This window comes from Lysobacter sp. 05T417, assembly GCF_056396405.1.
The window spans coordinates 23546-43011 of the sequence record NZ_JBFTLK010000004.1 but is presented as its reverse complement, the minus strand read 5'-3'; the positions used below and the strand labels follow the sequence as shown (position 1 = coordinate 43011).

The 19466-nt window shown below is 68.3% G+C and carries 17 protein-coding genes; 9 read left to right on the top strand and 8 right to left on the bottom strand.

What is annotated here, in order from left to right:
* The first annotated feature begins 4 nt into the window (after positions 1-4).
* The 3 genes from AC1DER_RS08070 to AC1DER_RS08060 all read left to right on the top strand — a co-directional run bounded on the left by AC1DER_RS08070 (position 5) and on the right by AC1DER_RS08060 (position 4280).
* Positions 5-2068, top strand: a complete 2064-nt coding sequence (locus AC1DER_RS08070; protein WP_477247226.1) for a transglycosylase SLT domain-containing protein — start codon at positions 5-7, stop codon at positions 2066-2068.
* A 26-nt stretch (positions 2069-2094) separates the two neighbouring features.
* Entirely contained in the window at positions 2095-2994 is a 900-nt protein-coding gene (locus tag AC1DER_RS08065) for a complex I NDUFA9 subunit family protein (protein ID WP_477247229.1), read from the top strand.
* 62 nt (positions 2995-3056) lie between these two features.
* Entirely contained in the window at positions 3057-4280 is a 1224-nt protein-coding gene (locus AC1DER_RS08060) for a multifunctional CCA addition/repair protein (RefSeq protein WP_477247231.1), read from the top strand.
* 120 nt (positions 4281-4400) lie between these two features.
* On the opposite strand, the gene AC1DER_RS08055 is transcribed toward AC1DER_RS08060, so the two are convergent.
* From AC1DER_RS08055 to AC1DER_RS08045, 3 genes are all read right to left on the bottom strand, one after another.
* On the bottom strand, positions 4401-6911 hold the full coding sequence (locus AC1DER_RS08055) for a TonB-dependent receptor plug domain-containing protein (RefSeq protein ID WP_477247233.1): 2511 nt from the start codon (positions 6909-6911) through the stop codon (positions 4401-4403).
* 147 nt (positions 6912-7058) lie between these two features.
* Positions 7059-7457: a VanZ family protein gene (locus AC1DER_RS08050; protein WP_441816374.1), complete on the bottom strand. Its 399-nt coding sequence runs from the start codon at positions 7455-7457 to the stop codon at positions 7059-7061.
* Positions 7454-8632 carry a class I SAM-dependent methyltransferase gene (locus AC1DER_RS08045; RefSeq protein WP_477247235.1) on the bottom strand — a complete coding sequence of 393 codons (1179 nt, stop codon included), beginning with the start codon at positions 8630-8632 and terminating at the stop codon, positions 7454-7456. The genes AC1DER_RS08050 and AC1DER_RS08045 overlap by 4 nt, the downstream gene beginning before the upstream one ends.
* 48 nt (positions 8633-8680) lie before the next feature.
* Between AC1DER_RS08045 and AC1DER_RS08040 the strand changes: the two genes are divergently transcribed.
* Positions 8681-9421 carry a pteridine reductase gene (locus AC1DER_RS08040; protein WP_477247238.1) on the top strand — a complete coding sequence of 247 codons (741 nt, stop codon included), beginning with the start codon at positions 8681-8683 and terminating at the stop codon, positions 9419-9421.
* A 42-nt stretch (positions 9422-9463) separates the two neighbouring features.
* Here the strand turns inward: AC1DER_RS08040 and AC1DER_RS08035 are convergent, their stop codons facing one another.
* The 4 genes from AC1DER_RS08035 to tsaD all read right to left on the bottom strand — a co-directional run bounded on the left by AC1DER_RS08035 (position 9464) and on the right by tsaD (position 12347).
* Complete coding sequence (locus tag AC1DER_RS08035) at positions 9464-10294, bottom strand: DUF6159 family protein (protein WP_441816371.1); 831 nt, start codon at positions 10292-10294, stop codon at positions 9464-9466.
* A gap of 120 nt (positions 10295-10414) precedes the next feature.
* On the bottom strand, positions 10415-10897 hold the full coding sequence (folK, locus tag AC1DER_RS08030) for a 2-amino-4-hydroxy-6-hydroxymethyldihydropteridine diphosphokinase (protein WP_477247240.1): 483 nt from the start codon (positions 10895-10897) through the stop codon (positions 10415-10417).
* Positions 10898-10906: 9 nt separating this feature from the next.
* A complete protein-coding gene (gene folB, locus AC1DER_RS08025; RefSeq protein WP_441816369.1) occupies positions 10907-11260 on the bottom strand; it encodes a dihydroneopterin aldolase in 354 nt (117 codons plus the stop codon).
* 52 nt (positions 11261-11312) lie between these two features.
* Positions 11313-12347, bottom strand: a complete 1035-nt coding sequence (tsaD, locus tag AC1DER_RS08020; protein WP_477247243.1) for a tRNA (adenosine(37)-N6)-threonylcarbamoyltransferase complex transferase subunit TsaD — start codon at positions 12345-12347, stop codon at positions 11313-11315.
* 177 nt (positions 12348-12524) lie between these two features.
* Between tsaD and rpsU the strand changes: the two genes are divergently transcribed.
* The 5 genes from rpsU (at position 12525) to AC1DER_RS07995 (ending at position 18058) form a co-directional block, all read left to right on the top strand.
* Positions 12525-12740: a 30S ribosomal protein S21 gene (gene rpsU, locus AC1DER_RS08015; RefSeq protein ID WP_031371286.1), complete on the top strand. Its 216-nt coding sequence runs from the start codon at positions 12525-12527 to the stop codon at positions 12738-12740.
* Between the two features lie 129 nt (positions 12741-12869).
* Entirely contained in the window at positions 12870-13316 is a 447-nt protein-coding gene (locus AC1DER_RS08010) for a GatB/YqeY domain-containing protein (RefSeq protein WP_477247245.1), read from the top strand.
* 187 nt (positions 13317-13503) lie between these two features.
* Positions 13504-15300 carry a DNA primase gene (dnaG, locus tag AC1DER_RS08005; RefSeq protein WP_477247247.1) on the top strand — a complete coding sequence of 599 codons (1797 nt, stop codon included), beginning with the start codon at positions 13504-13506 and terminating at the stop codon, positions 15298-15300.
* A gap of 97 nt (positions 15301-15397) precedes the next feature.
* A complete protein-coding gene (locus AC1DER_RS08000) occupies positions 15398-17395 on the top strand; it encodes a S9 family peptidase (RefSeq protein ID WP_477247249.1) in 1998 nt (665 codons plus the stop codon).
* Between the two features lie 111 nt (positions 17396-17506).
* Entirely contained in the window at positions 17507-18058 is a 552-nt protein-coding gene (locus tag AC1DER_RS07995) for a hypothetical protein (protein ID WP_477247251.1), read from the top strand.
* A 54-nt stretch (positions 18059-18112) separates the two neighbouring features.
* Here AC1DER_RS07995 and AC1DER_RS07990 read toward each other — a convergent pair whose 3' ends face one another.
* Positions 18113-19444 (bottom strand): Xaa-Pro dipeptidase, encoded by a 1332-nt coding sequence (locus tag AC1DER_RS07990; protein WP_477247253.1) that lies wholly within the window; start codon positions 19442-19444, stop codon positions 18113-18115.
* Positions 19445-19466 lie beyond the last annotated feature (22 nt).

The window sequence follows — 19466 nt, the reverse complement described above, 5'->3', positions numbered from 1 at the left end:
CACGATGCTCCCCCGCCCATTCACAATCGTACTCGTTGCGTGCACCGTGGCGCTCGCCGCGACGGCCTGCGCACAAAGCACCGCAGCTGCGCCGCCGGTGCAGTTGCCGGCGCTGCCCAAGGCCAGCGTCGACCCGCAACTGCCGCGCGTGCGTGCAGCGCTGGAGGCAGCCGAACTCGGCCGCTTCGATGCCGGCCAGTACAGCGACATCGCCCGCCATCCGCTCTACGGCTGGGTCGAGTACGCGAACCTGCGCCGCGATATCGACAATCTTTCCGCCAGCCAGGCGCAGTCGTTCCTGACGCGATACAGCGGCCAGGCCGTCGCCGATACGTTCCGCGAAGGTTGGCTGGCGGCGGCCGCGCGCCGCCAGGACTGGAGTTCATTCCTGGCCGCGTGGGACGCGAAGATCAAGAACCCGGCATTGCGCTGCGGCGAACTGAGCGCGCGCCTGGCGCAGGGCCGCAGCGACGCCGGATGGACCAGCGACGCACAGGCGATCTGGCGCAGCACCGGCAAATCGCTCCCGGACGAATGCGATGCACCGATGGCGGCGTTGTCTGCACAGGGCGGACTGACCCCGGAGCTGCGCTGGGAACGCATCGACCTCGCCGCTGGCGAATGGCAGCCCGGCGTCATGCGCGCGGCTGCGCGCGGCCTGCCTGCCGACCAGCTGGCGCTGGCCAACGACTACGCCGCCTTCCTCGACGCACCGCACGAGCGTGCCCTGACCTGGCCGAAGACCGCGCGCAGCCGCGCCATCGCCTCGCAAGGGCTGGCGAAGTTCGGCAAGGCTTCGCCGGCGTCGGCCGAAGCCGTCCTGCCGCGCTATGCCGATGCGCTGGGCCTGAGCGATGAAGAGCGTGGCCGCGCGCTGTACCAGATCGCGCTGTGGTCGGTGGCCTCCTACGAGCCGGACTCGGCGCGGCGCCTCAACGCCGTGCCCGAGGCGGCCTATGACGAGCGCCTGCACGAGTGGCGAGTACGCGAGGCCATGGCGCGCTCGGACTGGTCGGCGGCGCTGGCGGCGATCAACAAGATGGGCGCCAAGCAGCGCAGCGACACGCGCTGGATGTATTTCGAGGCGCGCCTGAACGAACGCGCCGGCAACAAGTCCAGCGCCGACCGCCTGTTTCGCGAAGCAGCGAAGAAGCCCGACTTCCATGGTTTCCTCGCCGCCGACAAGCTCGACCTGCCGTATGCGGTCTGCCCCTGGCTGCCCAACGACAGCGCCTCGGCGCAGGCGGCGATCGCGCGCGATCCGGCGATCGTGCGGGCGATGGCGCTGTTCCAGATCGACCGCGTCGGCTGGGCCGTGCGCGAATGGGACGATGCGCTGTCGCGCTTCAATGACGAGCAGCGCCGCATCGCGGTGGAGGTGGCGCAGGGCAACGGCTGGTTCGACCGCGCGGTGTTCGCGCTCGGCAAGGGCAAGCCGGACGAACTGCGCCTGTACGGCCTGCGCTTCCCGCTGCACCACGAAGCCACGATCCGGCGCGAGGCCCAGAGCAACCGTCTCGATCCGGCCTGGGTCGCGGCCGAGATCCGCGCCGAGAGCGTGTTCTACCCACGCGCGCGTTCCAGCGCCAATGCCATGGGCCTGATGCAGATCCTGCCGGGCACCGGCGCCGGCGTCGCCAGCCGCATCGGCCAGCCGTGGAGCGGCGCCGAAAGCCTGTACGACCCGGACACCAACATCATTCTCGGCACCGCCTACCTTCGCGAACTGCTCGACAAGTACGGCGGCCAGCCCTACCAGGTCATCGCCGGATACAACGCCGGGCCGTCTCCGCTGTCGCGCTGGCAGTCGCAGCGGCCGGGCATGGACCCGGACTTCTGGATCGAGACGATCAGCTACAAGGAAACCCGCGAGTACGTCGCCCGCGTGCTTGCCTTCAGCGTGTTCTACGATTGGCGCCTCAACGGCGACGCGGCCCGGGTCAGCGACCGCATGCGCGGACGTGTCGACGCCGCACGCACGCAGTTCGTCTGCCCACAGCCGGCAACACCTGCCGCGGATGCGCCCGCGCCACGCGCCACCCAACCCAGGCGTCCATCACAGCGCTGAAAGCGCCGGGACCTTAAACTCGCGGCATGGCACAACGTCATGTCGTCGTCCTGGGTGGGTCCGGTTTTGTCGGCCGGCATCTCGTCGCGCGCCTGTTGCAGGGTGGTGATCGCGTCACCGTGCTCAGTCGCGGCGTCGATCCCGGCAAGCGCGCCAAGCGCCCGCAGGGCGCGAGCCTGATCGAGGGCGATGTCGGCGACCGCGCATTCCTCTCCGCGGTGCTCGACGACGCCGACGCGGTGGTCAACCTGATCGGCATCCTCAACGAGAAGGGCGACCGCGGCGACGGTTTCGAACACGTTTTCGTCGGCATCACCGAATCGCTGATCGCCGCGATGAAGGACATGGGCGTGCGCCGCCTGCTGCAGATGAGCGCGCTCAACGCTGGCCACGGCGAAAGCCATTACCTGCAGTCGCGCGGCCGCGCCGAACAGCGCGTGCGTGCATCCGGCCTCGACTGGACGCTGTTCCGGCCCTCGGTCATCGCCGGTCCCGGCGACGGCCTGTTCTGCCGCTTCGACGCCCTGCTGCGGCTGACTCCCGTGCTTCCGATCGGCCGCGCCGACGCCCGTTTCCAGCCGGTCTGGGTGGGCGACGTGGTCGAGGCGTTTGCCCGCGCGCTCGACGACCGCCGCAGCATCGGCGACAGCTATGACCTGGTCGGCCCGGACGTGATGTCGCTGCGTCGCATCGTCCACCTGGCAGCGCGCGGGCGCGGCCGCTACCGCGTCGTGCTTGGCCTGCCGCAGGCGCTGGGCCGGATGCAGGCCGGCATCGGCGAGTTCATTCCCGGCAAGCCGATCAGCCGCGACAACTGGCGCTCGCTGCAGCTCGACTCGGTGAGCTTCGAGGATGGCTTGCGCAGGCTCGGCATCACGCCGACGACGATCGAGCCCCGGCTGCCGGACATCCTGGCGGGTTGCTGAGGCCCTCGCCCCGCGCGCGCGGGCGCAATTCCCCCAGGATTCCCACATGTAAGATCCCCCGCATGAAGACCTATCTCGTCGGCGGCGCCGTCCGCGACCGCCTGCTTGGCCTGCCGCCTGGCGACCGCGACTGGGTCGTGGTCGGTGAAACGCAGGCGTCGATGGAGGCGGCAGGGTTCCGCGCGGTCGGCCTCGACTTTCCGGTGTTCCTGCACCCCGACACCGGCGAGGAGTACGCGCTCGCCCGCACCGAGCGCAAGAGCGGCCGCGGTTACCGCGGCTTCGTCGTCGATGCCGACCCGTCGGTGACGCTGGAGCAGGATCTGCAACGGCGCGACTTCACCATCAACGCCATTGCCGAGGACGAGCAAGGACACCTGGTGGACCCCTATGGCGGCGTGCGCGACATCGAGGCGCGCGTCTTGCGCCATGTCGGCCCGGCCTTCGCCGAGGATCCGTTGCGGGTGTTGCGCGCGGGACGCTTCATGGCCCGTTTCGCGCCGATGGGCTTTGCCATTGCGCCGGAGACGATGGCGCTGATGCGGACGATGGTGGCGTCCGGCGAGCTGTCGGCGCTGGTTCCCGAGCGTGTGTGGAAGGAACTGCGCCGCGCCATCACCTGCCCGGCGCCTTCGGCCTTCCTGCGCACCCTGCATGACGCCGGCGCGCTCGCCGCGGTGTTGCCGGAAGTCGACGCGCTGTATGGCGTGCCACAGCGCGCGGAGTTCCACCCCGAAGTCGACACCGGCGTCCATGCCGAACTGGTCTGCGACATGGCCGCGCGGCTCGCACCGGGTGACGAGCTGATCGGCTTCGCTGCGCTCACCCATGACCTGGGCAAGGCGCTGACGCCAGCCGATGTGCTGCCCAGGCACGTCGGCCATGAGCACGCCGGTCTCACACCGCTGAAGGTCCTGTGCGAGCGCCTCAAGGTTCCAACCGAGCACCGCCAGCTGGCCGAAGCCGTGTGCCGCGAACACCTCAACGTGCACCGCTTCGACGAACTGAAGGCGAAGACCGTGTACGAGCTGATCGCGCGATGCGATGGCTTCCGCAAGCCCGCGCGCATCGCCCAGATCGCCACTGCCTGCGAGGCCGACAAGCGCGGCCGCACCGGGCATGAGGACGATGACTACCCGCAAGGGCGGGCGCTGTGCGCAGCCCATGCGGCGGCGATGAAAGTGCGCGCCGACGAGGTGGCCGCAGGGTTGAGCGGTCCGGCCGTTGGCGAGGCGATGCAGAAGGCGCGGATCGAGGCGATCGCGCAGGTAACCGGAAAGCGCTGAGGCTACAAAAAGCAACGCCGGACGACCTGCCCGTCGCCCGGCGTTTCTCTCCCCTTTCGGTCCGGTCTCGTCCGCGTGCGCCGCCGGCCCTGCGAGCCAGGGCCGGCGCGCCGCTACCGCCTAGAAGCGATAGTCGAAGCGGACGTAGTAGCTGCCACCGTTCATTCCGAACGGCATCGTTTCCCAACCGTACTTGAACCCGAGCTGCGGGAACGGTGCACCGGTCACAGGATCCCACTTGTCCGGGTACTGGTCGAAGATGTTGTTGCCGCCGACGGTGACCGCCATGGCGTCGTTGATGGCGTAGCGGACCTGCGCGTCGAACAGCCACTTGCCGCCCCAGGTCTGCTTGATGCCCGGCGTGAAGCCTTCACCGGCGACCGAGCCGTAGTAGTTGGCACGACCGGTCCACTGCCATGCACCGTTCTCCCAGATGCCCTGGAACACATGGTGCGCACCGGGTTGCCCCTCTTCGAGCAGCGTCACCTGGGTGTCGTCGAACAGCTGCGTCGGCGACAGGATCGGCGACTGCGAGCGGCGTGCACGCACCTCGGTGTCGTTGAAGTGGACCAGCGCGGTCAGGTTGAGCGTGCTGCCGCCGGCGAAGGTGGTGTTGTGGTTGACCGTCAGGTCGACGCCCTGGGTGCGCGTGTCGATGGCGTTGGTGAAGAACAGCACCTGGCCGACGCCGATCGGATCGAGGATGGCGTGGATCGGGCAGTTGCTGTTGTCGGCCGCGCACGCGTTGCCGTCGGTGCCGACCGACTCGGGCGCGATGTTGCTGGAGAAGATGATGCGGTCGTCGATGTCGATCTGGAAGATGTCCAGGCTCACCGACAGGCGATCGCTGGGCTGCCAGACGAAGCCCAGCGTGCCGCTGGTCGAGGTTTCTTCCTGCAGCGGCTCGATGCCGAACGCGCGGGTGACGTCGCTGTCCTGGCGCGCGGTGAGGGTGTCGGTCAGGATGCCGTCGGAGTTGAGGTTGGTCGAACGCTGGCTGTAGAACAGCTGCTGCACGCCGGGGGCGCGGAAGCCGGTGGACAGCGTGCCGCGCACGGCGAAGGTCTCGGTGGCGTCGAAGCGAGCCGACAGCTTGCCGGTGGTGGTGTTGCCGAAGTCCGAGTAGTCCTCGAAACGCACCGCCGCGCCGAGCAGGAATTTCTCGCTCAGGTTGGTTTCGGCATCGAGATAGACCGCCCAGCTGTCGCGTCCGTCATCGACCGCTTCGGTCGGCGAGAAGCCCGGGAAGCCCTGCATGCCCGGCTGCGCGATGTCGCCGGTCTGGCCGACGATCACCACGCTGCGATCGTTGTTGCGGCCGTAGGTGTACGACACCGGATCGCCCGGACGGATCTTGTAATCGTCCTGGCGCCATTCCAGGCCGGTCGACAGGTACAGCGGCGTGCCGCCGATGCCATCGACATAACCGCTGAAGTCGAGGTTGAACGTGGTCTGGTCCGATTGCAGCTCGCCGGTGTCGGCGCGCGTCGGCGAGGCGCCGTAGATCGCGCTGTTCGGATCGGCCGGGTTGATCGGCTCGTACCACCAGCTGACGTTGACCGAATTGCCTTCCTCGAAACCGAACTTGTTGCGCGCGGTCACCACCGACACGTCCCAATCCCAGCGGTCGTTGATGGGCTGCTTGAAGCCGACCGCGATCGAGGCGTCCTCGACCGTGGTCAGGATGTTGGGCAGGAAACCTTCCGGATAGAGTTCCGGCACGGTGCGGTTGTCACCGGCGCTGCGGAAGAAGCCCGACGAGTCGCCTTCGCGCTTGGACCAGCCGCCGAAGACGTACAACTCGCCGCCGGCCAGCGGCAGGCCGCTGTTGAACCACAGGTAGTAGTCCTTGGCATCGGCGTCGCCCAGGCGCTGGGTCACGCGCGGCGGATCCACGCGCAGGCTGTCGGGGCCGGCACGGTTGGTCTCGTTGCGGTTGCGCGCTTCGGCCGACAGGTTGAGGAAGCCGTCGCCGCCGAGCTTGAAGCCGGTGTTGACCGAACCGTGCAGCATCTCGCCATCGCCGGCGTAGTACTGCGAGCCTTCCACCGAGAGGTCGGTGTGGTCGGTCTGTTCCTTGAGGATGATGTTGATCACGCCGGAGATGGCGTCGGAGCCGTACTGCGCCGCAGCGCCGTCGCGCAGCACTTCGACGCGCTCGATCGCCGACACCGGGATCGAGTTGATGTCGGTGCCGGCCGAACCGCGGCCGATGGTCTGCTGCACGTTGACCAGCGCCTGCTGGTGGCGGCGCTTGCCGTTGACGAGCACCAGCACCTGGTCCGGACCCAGCGCGCGCAGCGTCGCCGGGCGCAGGATGTCGGTACCGTCGCTGACGAAGGTGCGGGAGAAATTGAACGACGGCTCCAGCATCTGCAGGATCTGGCCGAGCTCCATCGCGCCGGTGGCGTTGAGCTCTTCCTTGCCGATGATGTCGACCGGTGCGGCCGTGTCCTCGGCGGTGCGGCCGCGCACGCGCGAGCCGGTGACCTGGATGCGGTCGAGGGTGGTGGCCTCGGAGCGGACCTGGGCCGCGGTGGGATCCTGGGCCAGTACGGTGGAGCTGAAAAGACTGGCGGCCAGACTGGCCGTGACAGCCAGGGCCAAGCGATTGCGGGTAATGGCAGGCATCGGTGGTTCCTTCACTCAGGGTGGGCGGACTCCCCCTGTTGAGCCCACCCCGAGCTTTAACCATCTCTTAACCTTTGCGCAATACCTGCACTCGCTTTGCCGTGTGTGCCGTGATGGCGATTTTGTCGCCATTTGACGGCGGTCACATTATCGAAACCGCGCCTCCAGCCATTGCAGACCCCGCGAAACCGGGGTCGCGGCCAGGATCAGCCCGGCCAGCACACCCAGCGAGTTGGCCAGTGCGTCGGCCGAGTCGGCCTGGCGCGAAGTGGTCAGGGCGCCCTGGGCGATCTCCAGTCCGACGCCCAGGGCAATCAGCCCGGCTGCCATCAGCGCCTGCGGTCGCCGGCGCTCGATCAGCATCACCCCGTAGGCGCTCAGGATCAGATAGGAGAAGAAGTGCTCGAACTTGTCGATGCCGTCGAACGCAGGCGGTGGCAGGTCGGAGGCCGCCACCAGCGAGGTCACGATGACCGCAGCGATCATCAGCAGCCACAGGCCCAGCCACAGGCGCGGCCAGCGCAGTTCCCTCAGCAGCGGCGTCACAGGCGGAAGCTCAGGTCGCCGACGAGGAACGCCGCGCCGAACTCGACGCCCTTCTCGAAGCCCATCACCTGGAAGCGTTCGCCCATCTCGCTGGGCAGGGTCAGGCGCTTGACCTCCTGGGTGCGGCGCAGGCGTTCGCCCTCGTCGGCGATCCGCTCGATGCGTTCGAGCACGCCGGCCAGGCCGTTGCCGAGCAGGAAGCTGGCCTGCGAGCAGTAGCCGGCGAAGTCGAAACCGGCCGAGACGCCGGCCTCGGCCAGGGCGGTGAAATCGACCGACGCGGTCAGGTCCTGCAGCCCCGGCCACAGCAGCGGCTCGTTGTGCATGCGGTGGCGGTAGAACGCGCGCAGGGTGCCGTCGTCGCGGTCGGCCTGGTAGTACTCGCTGCGGACGTAGCCGTAGTCGACGAACAGCATCGCGCCGCTGCGCATGCCGCCCGATACCGCCTGCACCCAGTAGGGCAGCTGCGGCAGTGTCTCGGATCGGTAACCCTGGGCGAACTCGCGGCCAAGGTTGCGTTCGAGGTGACGCACCGCGTTGCCGAGGAAGGCATCGGCCGGGCGCAGCACGCGCACCAGCTCGCCGGCTTCGATCGCGACATGCTCCTCGTAGACCTCGCCGGCCTCCATGGCGAAGCGCGGCGCCGGCAAGGCATCGATGACTTCGTTGGCGAACAGCACGCCGTCCCAGTCATCGCCGAACGGCGCATCGAGCCATTCGACCAGCTCGAACAGCGGCGGGGTGAGCCGCTGCTGCAGCCGCTCGCGCTGGCGCTCGCGCAGTTCCGCGCTGGGTTCGAGGATGGCGTAGCGGTCGGGCAGCGCGTCCAGCTCCATCAACCGCTTGAGCGCGACCTCGGCGAAGGCGCCTGTGCCGCCACCCAGTTCGAGGAAGCGCGCGCCGGCGCCGAGCTGCTGCATCACCGGGGCGACGCTGTCGGCCACGCAGGCGGCGAAGATCGGGCCGATCTCCGGGGCGGTGACGAAGTCGCCGCTTTCGCCGAACTTGCTGGCGCCCGCGCTGTAGTAGCCCAGACCCGGCGCGTACAGCGCCAGCTCCATGAAGCGCGAGAACGCGATGGCGCCGCCGTTGTCGGCGATCTGGGCGCGGATGACCGCATCAAGGCGGGCGCTGTGGGCCAGCGCGTCCGCATCGGGGGGAGGGAGTGACGACATGGCGGGATTATCCCCGACCGGGCCGCGAGATAGGTGAGAATCGCCACCATGCCAGCCCACCGCCCCGTCGCCCTGATCACCGGCAGCGCCAAGCGCATCGGCGCGCAGATCGCGCGCACCCTGCACGACGCCGGGTACGACCTCGCCCTGCACTACCGCGATTCGCGCGAGCAGGCCCAGGCGCTGGCAACCGGGCTCGAAGCCGCCCGCGCCGGCAGCACCGTGCTGCTGCAGGCCGACCTGGGCGAGTTCGACCGGCTGCCGGAACTGGTCGCGCACACCATCGGCCGCTTCGGCCGCCTCGATGCGCTGGTCAACAATGCCTCCAGTTTCACGCCGACGCCGATCGGCACGGCCACGCCGCAGCAGTGGGAGCAGTTGTTCGCCAGCAATGCGCGCGCGCCGTTCTTCCTGGCCCAGGCGGCTGCGCCGCACCTGCGCGCGGCGCAGGGCGCGGTGGTCAACCTCACCGACATCTATGGCGAACGCCCGCTGCGCGGACACGCGCTGTACTGCATGGCGAAGGCGGCGCTGCTGATGATGACGAAGGCGCTGGCGCTGGAGCTTGCGCCGGATGTACGCGTCAACGCGGTGTCGCCGGGTGCGATCCTGTGGCCGGAGGAGTCGGCCAATGCGGCCGCGCAGGAGGCCATGCTCGGCCGCACGCCGATGGGCCGCACCGGCACCCCGGGCGAAGTCGCCGAGGCCGTTCGCTGGCTGTTGATGGATGCGCGCTACAGCACCGGACAGGTGCTGCACCTGGATGGCGGCAGGCTGCTGAACGCCTGACACCCCTCCCCGGCCACGAACGTGGCCAGGGAGAGGGGAGACTTACTTCGTCGCGAACGCCTGCTCCAGACGCAGGTTCTGGAATTCCGGCGGCGCCTCGCCCTGCGTCGCGTAGCGGTACAGCGCGGCCGAGTAGATGCCACCCAGTGCCGCCTGGTAGACGCCCAGCAGCAGCAACGCGATCACGAACACGATCACCACCGCGACTGCCAGGTACATCGACAGTTGCGCGGCGACGAAGGCGATCAGCGCGCCGACCAGGCCGACGCCGACCATGATCAGGCTGAAGGCCAGGCCAATGCCGACGTTGCCGATGGCGTTCTCGCCCCAGGTGTGGCGCAGCAGGCTCGCGCTCTTCTTGAGCGCCTCGACCGGACCGATCTCCTCGCTGACCAGCACCGGCGCAACCAGGAAGGTCGCCAGCGTCCAGGCCGCACCCAGGCCACTGCCGAGCAGGCGAACGAGGAAGTTGTTTTCCTTGTTGCGCAGCGCCTGCAGCAACATGCCGACCGTCGCTGCGATCGCGGCGTAGCCGAGGATCGCCGGCAGGCGCGCCTTGGCGGCGTTGATGCCGTCGGCCAGCGTCGGATCGCCACCTTCCAGCCGGATCATCGCCGCGCCGACCAGCGCGCAGTTGAAGAAGATGATTACCGTGTACTGGCAGAAGTAGAAGATGAACATCCAGACCATGCCGGTCACGCCGAATCCATGCTGGAAGATGCGCCAGCCCAGCATCGGCACCATGAACGTCGCCAGCACCACCAGCGTGGCCAGCGCCGACACGATCGGGAACACCATCAGTTCCTTGTCCGAACGCAGCACCGCCGCGCTCGCCTTCACCAGCTCCCAACTGCGCGAGAACTTCTCGAACATCGCAATCCCCTTGCTGATCCCCCATGGACCGAGAGCGCATCCTCGGGCCGCGCGGCGGCAAGGGCAAGTGGCATGGCGATCAAACCCTGACGGCCAACCCATTCCAGACACCCGGGAACCCTAGATGCCCACCGACTCCCATTGCGCCCCATGCTCCGGGTGCGCCGCCCACAGTTGCGCGAGCGTCTGGCCGGTCCCGGGCACGGCCACATCCGGCGCGATCTCCGCCAGCGGCCGCAGCACGAATGCATGCTTCAGCTCAGGCCGCGGAATGCGCAGGTTGCCGGCGCCTTCGAGCACGCGGTCGTCGAACAGCACGATGTCGATGTCGAGCGTGCGGTCGCCATAACGCGGACCGCTGCGGTCGCGGCCGTGGCGGTCTTCCAGATCGTGCAGCCAGGTGTTGAGCGCCGACGGCTCCAGATCGGTCTCGATGATCGCCGCGGCGTTGAAGAAGTCGGGCCCGTCGAACCCGACTGCGCGGGTGCGGTACACCGCCGACAGCACGACGTCGCCGAAGCGTTCGCCCAGCGCCGTCACGGCCGCGCGCAGGTGGCGGATGGCATCAACGTTGCTGCCAAGACTCAGGTAGGCATGGCTCATGCGCGCGGTTCAGCCCGCCGAACGTTCGATCGACACACCGACCGCGCGCGCCCCGCGCACCGCGCCGGGCTTGCTGAGCTTGAGCCGCACCTGCTTCACGCCGAACTCTTCCAGGATGATCGACGCGACGCGCTCGGCCAGCGTCTCGACCAGGCCGAAGTCGGAATTCGACACGTAGTCGACGATGCGCTTGCTGACCGCCTTGTAGTTGAGCGTGTCCTCGATGGCGTCGCTGGCCGCGGGGATGCGGTTGTCGAAGGCCATCTCGATGTCGAACACCAGCGGCTGGCGGATCCGCCGCTCCCAGTCGTAGATGCCGATCAGCGCCTCGATCTCGAGGCCTTCGATGAAGACGTGGTCCATGGGGCGATGGCCGGTACGAAGTCAGGGGTGGGGAATGTAGCGTTGTCGGCGGTTACGGAGAACCCACCACGTCCAGGGTCGCCATGTCCCACCGCGGCGTCACCCGCACCGCCAGGTCGCCATGCTGCCCGGCCTGGAGCCTCAGGGCGCCGGCGAAGGCGATCATCGCGCCGTTGTCGGTGCAGAACGCCGGCCGCGGGAAGCTGACCCGACCGCCGCGCTTGTTCGCCATTTCCTCCAGCCGCGCGCGCAGGCGCTTGTTGGCGCCGACACCACCGGCGACCACCAGCGTCCCGCAATCGGCCGCGTCCAGCGCACGCCCGCATTTGATCGCAAGCGTCTCGACCACCGCGTCCTCGAAGCCGCGGGCGATGTCGGCGCGGGTCTGGTCGGACTGGTCGCTGTCGCGCCAGGCCAGCAGCACTTGGGTCTTGAGGCCGCTGAAGCTGAAGTCGAGCCCGGGCCGGTCGGTCATCGGCCGGGAAAACCTGAACGCCCCCGGCCGGCCCTGCTCGGCCAGTGCGGCCAGCTGCGGCCCACCCGGGTACGGCAGGCCCATCAGCTTGGCGGTCTTGTCGAAGGCCTCGCCGGCGGCGTCGTCCAGGGTCTCGCCGAGCAGGCGGTACTGGCCGATCGCCTCGACGTGGATGAGCTGGGTATGGCCGCCTGATACCAATAGCGCCACGAACGGCGGCTCCGGCCGACCGCGCGCGGGGTCGTCTTCCAGCAGCGGCGCCAGCAGGTGGCCTTCCATGTGGTGGACGCCGATGGCCGGCACGTCCAGCGCCCAGGCCATCGAGCGGGCCACGCCGGCGCCGACCAGCAGGGCCCCGACCAGGCCGGGACCGGCGGTATAGGCGACGCCGTCGATGTCGGAGGTGGCCAGGCCGGCCTCCGACAGGGTCTGGCGGACCAGCGGCAGCAGCTTGCGGACGTGGTCGCGGCTGGCCAGCTCGGGCACCACCCCGCCGTACTCGGCGTGCAGGGCGATCTGGCTGTACAAAGCGTGCGCGCGCAGGCCGGTGTCGGTGTCATAGACGGCCACACCGGTCTCGTCGCAGCTGGTTTCGATGCCTAGGACTTTCAAGGGACGGGTTCCGGGGGAGAGAAGCGTGCCGGCAGCGCCAATAGACGCGGTTCCGGCCTGGAATCAAGGACCTGTGCCCTTGATGGGGGAACCATGTTGCACCTTCAAGGCGGCCATCGCTATAATGCGCGGCTCTTCCCCGGCCTGCCCGGGCCGGTTCCCGAAACGAGATTACGTATGCCCAGCGTCAAAGTCCGCGAAAACGAGCCTTTTGAGTTTGCTCTGCGTCGCTTCAAGCGCACCTGTGAGAAGGCCGGCGTCCTCGCCGAGACCCGCAAGCGCGAGTTTTACGAGAAGCCGACCCAGGAACGCAAGCGCAAGGCCGCCGCAGCGGTGAAGCGTCAGGCCCGTCGCGCCTCGCGCGATGTGACCAAGCGTCAGCGCCTGTACTGATCGCCCTAACGGGCCCCGCGCAGCGCGCGGACCCGTCCTCGAGCGCATCACACAAGCCGGCCGCGCCCATGCGCCGCCGGCTTTTTGTGTTTCCGTGTTTTTAACTTTGCCGTGCCAGGGAGCAGCCCGATGAGCCTCAAGACGCGACTCACCGATGACATGAAGGCCGCGATGAAGAGCGGCAACAAGCAAAGCCTGGGCGTGATCCGCCTGATCAACGCCGCCATCAAGCAGCGCGAAGTCGACGAGCGCATCGAGCTCGACGACATCGCCGTGATTGCCGTGCTCGACAAGATGGTCAAGCAGCGCCGCGACTCGGTCAGCCAGTACGAGGCGGCCAACCGCGAGGACCTGGCCCAGGTCGAGCGCGATGAGATCGTGGTGATCGAGCGCTATGTGCCGGCCAAGATGGGCGAGGCCGAGATCCTGGCCGCCATCGACGCCGCCATCGCCGAGACCGGCGCGACGGGCCCGGCCGACATGGGCAAGCTGATGGGTCCGCTGAAGGCCAAGCTGGCCGGCCAGGCCGACATGGGCCAGGTGTCGGTGCTGGTGAAGAAGCGCCTGGCGGGCTGATTACCCACCTCCCGCCCCCGCCCGCGGGTGGGCGGCCGGAAAACCCCGTTCGCCCTGAGCGTAGCGCCGACGGCGCGTAGTCGAAGGGCCGCCCACATGGCAGCCCCTTCGACTTCGCTGCGCTACGCTCAGGCCGAACGGGTTTACCCACCTCCCGCACCAGCGCAGGACGCGGTACAAAGCTCCGATGGCCCGCATCCCCGACGCATTCATCGACGACCTGCTCGCCCGCGCCGACATCGTCGAGCTGATCGGGTCGCGCGTGCCGTTGAAGCGCCAGGGCAAGGAGTACTCGGCGCGTTGCCCGTTCCATGACGAGCGCTCGCCCAGCTTCACGGTCTCGCCGACCAAGCAGTTCTATCACTGCTTCGGCTGCGGCGCGCACGGCACCGCGATCAGCTTCCTGATGAACTACGACCGCCTCGAGTTCCTCGACGCGGTCGAAGAGCTGGCCAAGCGCACCGGCATGGAAGTGCCGCGCGATACGCAGCAACGCAACGTCAATCCCGACAGCATCGACCTTTACGCCGCGGTTGAAGCGGCGTCGAAGTTTTTCCAGAAGCAGCTCGCCGGCAGCGCCAAGGCGCAGGCCTATCTCGACGGCCGCAACGTCAGCGCCGCCATCCGTGAGCAGTTCGGTATCGGCTACGCACCCGACGGCTTCAACGCGCTGCGCGATGCGCTCGGCACCGATCCGCGGCGGATGTCGCTGCTCGAACGCGCCGGCCTGTTCTCGAAGAACGACACCGGCCGCGTCTACGACAAGTTCCGCGACCGGGTGATGTTCCCGATCCTCGACCGGCGCGGTCGCACGATCGCCTTCGGCGGTCGCGTGCTCAACGCCCCCAGTGACGGCAAGGACGCCGGCCCCAAGTACCTCAATTCGCCCGAGACCGCGCTGTTCCACAAGGGACGCGAGCTCTACGGCCTGTGGCAGGTGCGCCAGGCGCACAACAAGATCGACAAGCTGATCGTCGTCGAAGGCTACATGGACGTCGTCGCGCTGTTCGAGCACGGCGTCGATTGCGCCGTGGCGACACTGGGTACCGCGACCACGCCCGACCACGCCGAGCTGCTGTTCCGCAACGCACCGGACGTTTACTTCTGCTTCGACGGCGACCGCGCCGGCCGCGGTGCGGCGTGGAAAGCCGTGGAGTCGGTGCTGCCGCGCATGAAGGACGGCCGCCAGGCGCTCTTCCTGTTCCTGCCCGATGGCGAGGACCCCGATTCGCTGGTGCGCAAGGAAGCCCGCGAGGGTTTCGAACTGCGCCTGCGCGAGGCTACGCCGCTGTCGCAGTTCTTCTTCGACTCGCTCTCCAGCGACGTCAACCTGGGCACGCTGGAAGGCCGCGGCCGCCTGGCCGAACGCGCCAAGCCACTGCTCGCGCAGATTCCAGACGGCGCCTTCGGCGACCTGATGAAGCAGCGCCTGACCGAGCTCACCGGCGTCGGCGCGCGCGCCAACAGCCCGGAGTCCACGGCGCAGCGTCCGCAGCGACCGGCCACGCCGACGGCCAACAAGCCGTCGCTGGTGCGCAGCGCCATCACGTTGTTGCTGCAGCAACCGGCCATCGCGCTGGCGGTGCCGTCGTCGCTGCATTTCGCCTCGCTCGACCAGCCTGGCGTCGGCCTGCTGGTGGAACTGGTCGAACTCGTGCACGAGCGCCCCGACATTTCGACCGGCCTGATCCTCGAACACTTTGCCGACCGCAGCGAAGCGCCGGCGCTGACCAAGCTGGCCACCGCGCGCGCAGTGGAGACCACGGCTGCGACGCCGCTCGATGCCCGCGTGCTCGACAATGCCGACAAACGCCAGCAGGCGTTCCTGGACTCGATCGGCCGGCTGGAGGAGCAGGCGATCCAGCAGCGCATCGAGGCATTGCAGTCGCGCCGCACCTCCGAACTGGACGAGGCCGAGAAACACGAGATGCGCGAACTGCTGAGCCTGCGCGCCAGCCGGGCGCGGGCGATCCCGCGCGGCTGATGCCGACGCCCCACCGCGTGACTTCCGACCCGGCCGCGCAAAGGCGACCCGGGCTAAGCTCGGCACCATCGTCCGAAGTCACCGGGGAGTCCAGAAGATGCCACTGCACCGCAGCCTTGCGTTGTCGATCCTTGCGCTCGCCAGCATGCCTGCCCTGTCGGCAACGCCGGCCGCAACGCCCGCGCGCGAACACATCGGCAACCGCACCAGTGAGAACATCCCGGCCATTCCGCCGGCGCTGGTGGACCAGCTCAACCGCTACCAGAACACGCGCGGCGCGGTCTTCGCCGGCTGGAGCGGCAGCTGCATGCTGGTCAGCACGCGCTTTGCCGAAACCGCGCAGGCGCACCGCGTCTGCCAGCCGCTGGGGATGCGCGAGCAGCTGACGTTCTATCCCGAGCCGCTGGCCGCGATCGAAACCGCGCCGGCGGCGTCGAAGCTCGACGGCTTCGTGTTCGGCAAGGACGTGGGCGGCAACGAGTTCTGGCAGCTGCACTGGTTCGACCTGAAGACGCGCAACACCACGCTGCTCAGCGACGGCAAGGCGCGTAACCAGGACCCGCTGTTCGCCCATGACGGCAGCCGCTTCGCCTGGAGCAGCACCGCGCGCAACGGCAAGGACACCGACCTGTGGGTGATGGACTTCGCCACGAAGAAGTCGCGCGCGCTGGTCACTGAAGGCGGCCAGTGGAACGCGATGGATTTCTCGCCCGACGGCAAGCGTCTGCTGGTGATGAAGTATGTGTCGGCCGCCGAGGCCTATCCCGGCGTGGTCGATGTCGACAGCGGCAAGCTGGAGCTGTTCCCGGTCGATGGCGGCAAGGCGTCGTTCAAGGGTTTCAAGTTCGCGCCCGACGGCAAGTCGGTGTACTTCATCTCCAACGAGCCCGTCCATACCGATGAAGGCATGGGCAAGCCGCAGGAGTTCCACAGCCTGCGCTACCACAACCCGGCCAGTGGCAAGTTCGAAGTGCTGACCGCCAACACGCCGTGGGACGTCGAGGACCTGGCGATCGCCGACGACGGCCGCCACCTCGCCTACACCACCAACGAGGACGGTATCTACAGGCTGCACGTGCTCGCCCTGCCTTCGCACAAGCCGGTGAAGCTGCCGGAGTTGCCGATCGGCCTCGTCGTGAACCTGGGTTTCTCGCCCGACGGCAAGCGCCTGGCAGTGACGATGAACTCGGCGACCTCGCCGAGCGACGTGCACGTGATCGACCTGGGCAAGGCGTCGATCACGCGCTGGACGCAGAGTGAGGTCGGCGGCCTGGACCCGGCGAAGTTCGTCGCCCCGACGCTGGTCCACTACCAGACCTTCGACACCGTCGACGGCAAGCCGCGCATGATCCCGGCGTTCTACTACCGCCCGGCCAACGTGCCGGCCGGCAAGCGCATCCCGGTGGTGATCAACATTCACGGCGGCCCGGAAGGCCAGTCGTTGCCGACCTTCAACCCGACCGCGCAGTTCCTTGCCAATGAACTGGGCGTGGCAATGCTGCTGCCGAACGTGCGCGGCTCGGAAGGCTACGGCAAGACCTACCTCGACCTGGACAACGCCGACAAGCGCGAGGACTCGGTCAAGGACATCGGCGCCCTGCTCGACTGGGTGGGCCAGCAGCCCGAGCTCGACGCCCAGCGCGTGGGCGTGTTCGGCGGCAGCTACGGCGGCTACATGGTGCTGTCGTCGCTGATGCACTACAGCGACCGCATCAAGGCCGGTATCGACGTCGTCGGCATCTCCCACTTCGGCACGTTCCTGAAGAACACCGAGAGCTACCGCCGCGACCTGCGCCGGGCGGAGTACGGCGACGAGCGCGACCCGAAGATGGCAGCCGTGTTCGAACAGATCTCACCTCTCAACCACGCCGACCGGATCCGCTCCAAGCTGTTCGTCGCCCAGGGCAAGAACGACCCGCGCGTGCCCTACTCCGAGGCCGAGCAGATCGTGAAGGCGGTTCGCGGCAACGGCCAGCCGGTCTGGTACCTGCTGTTCGACGACGAGGGCCATGGCTTCCGGAAGAAGAGCAACGTCGACTACTTCGGTGCCGCCTCGATCCTGTTCTGGCAGCAGAACCTGATCGGCGGGCAGTGACCGGATTCATGAACGAGTTGTGATTCATCAAGCCGGGTCGACGTCGCCAGACGTTGACCCGGTCGCGACACGCACGCGCCTAGGCTGGCCACATCCGATGGAGTCGTGGCCATGCGCGTCCTCTGGTTGACCGTTCCCCTGTTTAGCCTTCTGGTCGCCGCATGCGCAGAGCATTCAGGCACGACGACCGAGGTCGCCCTGGCGCCGCCGCCGCAGGTAAGTGAGCACCAGCGCGCCGAAACCGCGCTGGGCAAGTTCCTCGCCTCACGCAGCATCCGCGAGATGCCCGCGCACCGCGACGCCAGTGCCGACCTCGACGGCGACGGCATAGACGACCTGTTGATGCTGCTCGATGACCAGAACTGGTGCGACGCCGGCGGCTGCACGCTGCTGGTGTTCCGCGGCGGCGCCGACGGCTACAAGCTGGTGGGCGAATCAGCGTCGACTCGCGCCCCGATCGCCGTGGCCGACCGCAGCAATCGCGGCTGGCGCGACCTGCTGGTGACGGTCGGCGGCGACGGCGAGTCCGGCGTGGTCGCGATGGAGTTCGACGGCACGCGTTATCCGGCCGACCCGACCATGGGCGCGCTGCTGGATCCGTCGCGACTGGTGTCGGCCAAGCCCCTGATCATCGCGCCCGGCGCCGCAGTCGCGGCGCACTAGCCAGGCGGTCAGTCCCCGGCCCGGTGCGCGCAATGCGCGCCCGGGCTCCGTGGATCAGCGTGCCGGCGCTTCCTTGACCACCACGCCGCCCTTCATCACGAAGGGCACCGATTCCAGCAGCGACACGTTCTGCAGCGGGTCACCGGAGACAGCGATCATGTCGGCCCAGCGATTGGCCTCGATCACGCCGACGTCGTCGCGACCCAGCGCCTGCGACGCATTGACCGTCGCCGCCTGGATCGCCTGCACCGGCGTCATGCCATAGCGCACCATCACCGCGAACTGGCGGCCGTTGTAACCGTGCGGATACACGCCCGCGTCGGTGCCGTAGATCATCTTCACGCCGGCCTTGTTGGCCTTGCGGAAGTTCTCGCGCTGGATGTCGGCCACTTCGCGGTCCTTGCGCAGGTTGTCCTCCAGCACGCCGTTTTTCTTGCCTTCGGCCTGGGTGTAGTCGGTGTTGTAGATGTCCATCGACAACCAGGCGCCGCGCTCGCGGGCGAGGCGGATGCCTTCGTCGTCGATCAGGCTGGCGTGCTCGATGGTGTCGATGCCGGCGCGGATAGCGTCCTTGATGCCGGCCGCGCCGTGCGCGTGCGCGGCCACCTTCAGGCCCCACTGGTGGGCCTCGTCAGCGACCGCCTTCATGTCGTCGAAGCTCATCTGCTGCTGGCCCGGCTCGGTGTTGCGCGAGAACACGCCGCCGGTCGCGCAGATCTTGATCACCTGGGCGCCGTACTTGCGCAGTTCGCGCACGCGCTTGCGCGCCTCGGCCGGGCTGTCGGCGTTGAATTCGCTGTGCTGGTCCATCGACGGCGGGAAGAAGGTCGAGTCGCAGTGGCCGCCGGTGGCGCCGAAAGCGTAGGCAGCAGTGACCACGCGCGGGCCGATGACCTTGCCTTCCTCGATCGCCTGGCGCAGGCCGACGTCGTTCCAGGCATCAGAACCGACATTGCGCACGGTGGTGAATCCGGCCATCAGCGTGCTCTGCGCATGCGGCACGGTCAGGATGGACCAGAAGCGGTCGTTGAACTGCAGGCCGGTGTAACCGCCGTAGCTCGGGTCGCTGTCGAGGTGCACATGCATGTCGATCAGGCCCGGCAGCAGGGTCATGCCCGGCAGGTCGATGCGACGTGCATCGGCCGGCGCGGCATCGCCGGCGTGACCGACCGAGACCACGCGGCCGTCGCGGATCAGTACCTGCGGGCTTTCCACGTAGCGGCCGCTGCGCGCGTCGAACAGGCGCTGCGCGGTCACCACCACGTCGCCCTTGCCTTCGGCGGGCTGGCCCGGGGTGACGGGCTGGGCCGGCGCGGCGCCGGCAAAGGCCAATGCAACAAACAGCGAGGACAACGACAGGGTCAGGCGGTCTCGCTGCTTCAGCATGGGCGCGTCCAGTGGGTTGGTG

Excerpts from the sequence above, each read along its gene's own strand:
- AC1DER_RS08070 (WP_477247226.1), top strand. The coding sequence starts at position 5 with ATGCTCCCCCGCCCATTCACAATCGTACTCGTTGCGTGCACCGTGGCG.
- AC1DER_RS08065 (WP_477247229.1), top strand. The coding sequence starts at position 2,095 with ATGGCACAACGTCATGTCGTCGTCCTGGGTGGGTCCGGTTTTGTCGGC.
- AC1DER_RS08060 (WP_477247231.1), top strand. The coding sequence starts at position 3,057 with ATGAAGACCTATCTCGTCGGCGGCGCCGTCCGCGACCGCCTGCTTGGC.
- AC1DER_RS08055 (WP_477247233.1), bottom strand. The coding sequence starts at position 6,911 with ATGCCTGCCATTACCCGCAATCGCTTGGCCCTGGCTGTCACGGCCAGT.
- AC1DER_RS08045 (WP_477247235.1), bottom strand. The coding sequence starts at position 8,632 with ATGTCGTCACTCCCTCCCCCCGATGCGGACGCGCTGGCCCACAGCGCC.
- AC1DER_RS08040 (WP_477247238.1), top strand. The coding sequence starts at position 8,681 with ATGCCAGCCCACCGCCCCGTCGCCCTGATCACCGGCAGCGCCAAGCGC.
- AC1DER_RS08035 (WP_441816371.1), bottom strand. The coding sequence starts at position 10,294 with ATGTTCGAGAAGTTCTCGCGCAGTTGGGAGCTGGTGAAGGCGAGCGCG.
- folK (WP_477247240.1), bottom strand. The coding sequence starts at position 10,897 with ATGAGCCATGCCTACCTGAGTCTTGGCAGCAACGTTGATGCCATCCGC.
- folB (WP_441816369.1), bottom strand. The coding sequence starts at position 11,260 with ATGGACCACGTCTTCATCGAAGGCCTCGAGATCGAGGCGCTGATCGGC.
- rpsU (WP_031371286.1), top strand. The coding sequence starts at position 12,525 with ATGCCCAGCGTCAAAGTCCGCGAAAACGAGCCTTTTGAGTTTGCTCTG.
- AC1DER_RS08010 (WP_477247245.1), top strand. The coding sequence starts at position 12,870 with ATGAGCCTCAAGACGCGACTCACCGATGACATGAAGGCCGCGATGAAG.
- dnaG (WP_477247247.1), top strand. The coding sequence starts at position 13,504 with ATGGCCCGCATCCCCGACGCATTCATCGACGACCTGCTCGCCCGCGCC.
- AC1DER_RS08000 (WP_477247249.1), top strand. The coding sequence starts at position 15,398 with ATGCCACTGCACCGCAGCCTTGCGTTGTCGATCCTTGCGCTCGCCAGC.
- AC1DER_RS07995 (WP_477247251.1), top strand. The coding sequence starts at position 17,507 with ATGCGCGTCCTCTGGTTGACCGTTCCCCTGTTTAGCCTTCTGGTCGCC.
- AC1DER_RS07990 (WP_477247253.1), bottom strand. The coding sequence starts at position 19,444 with ATGCTGAAGCAGCGAGACCGCCTGACCCTGTCGTTGTCCTCGCTGTTT.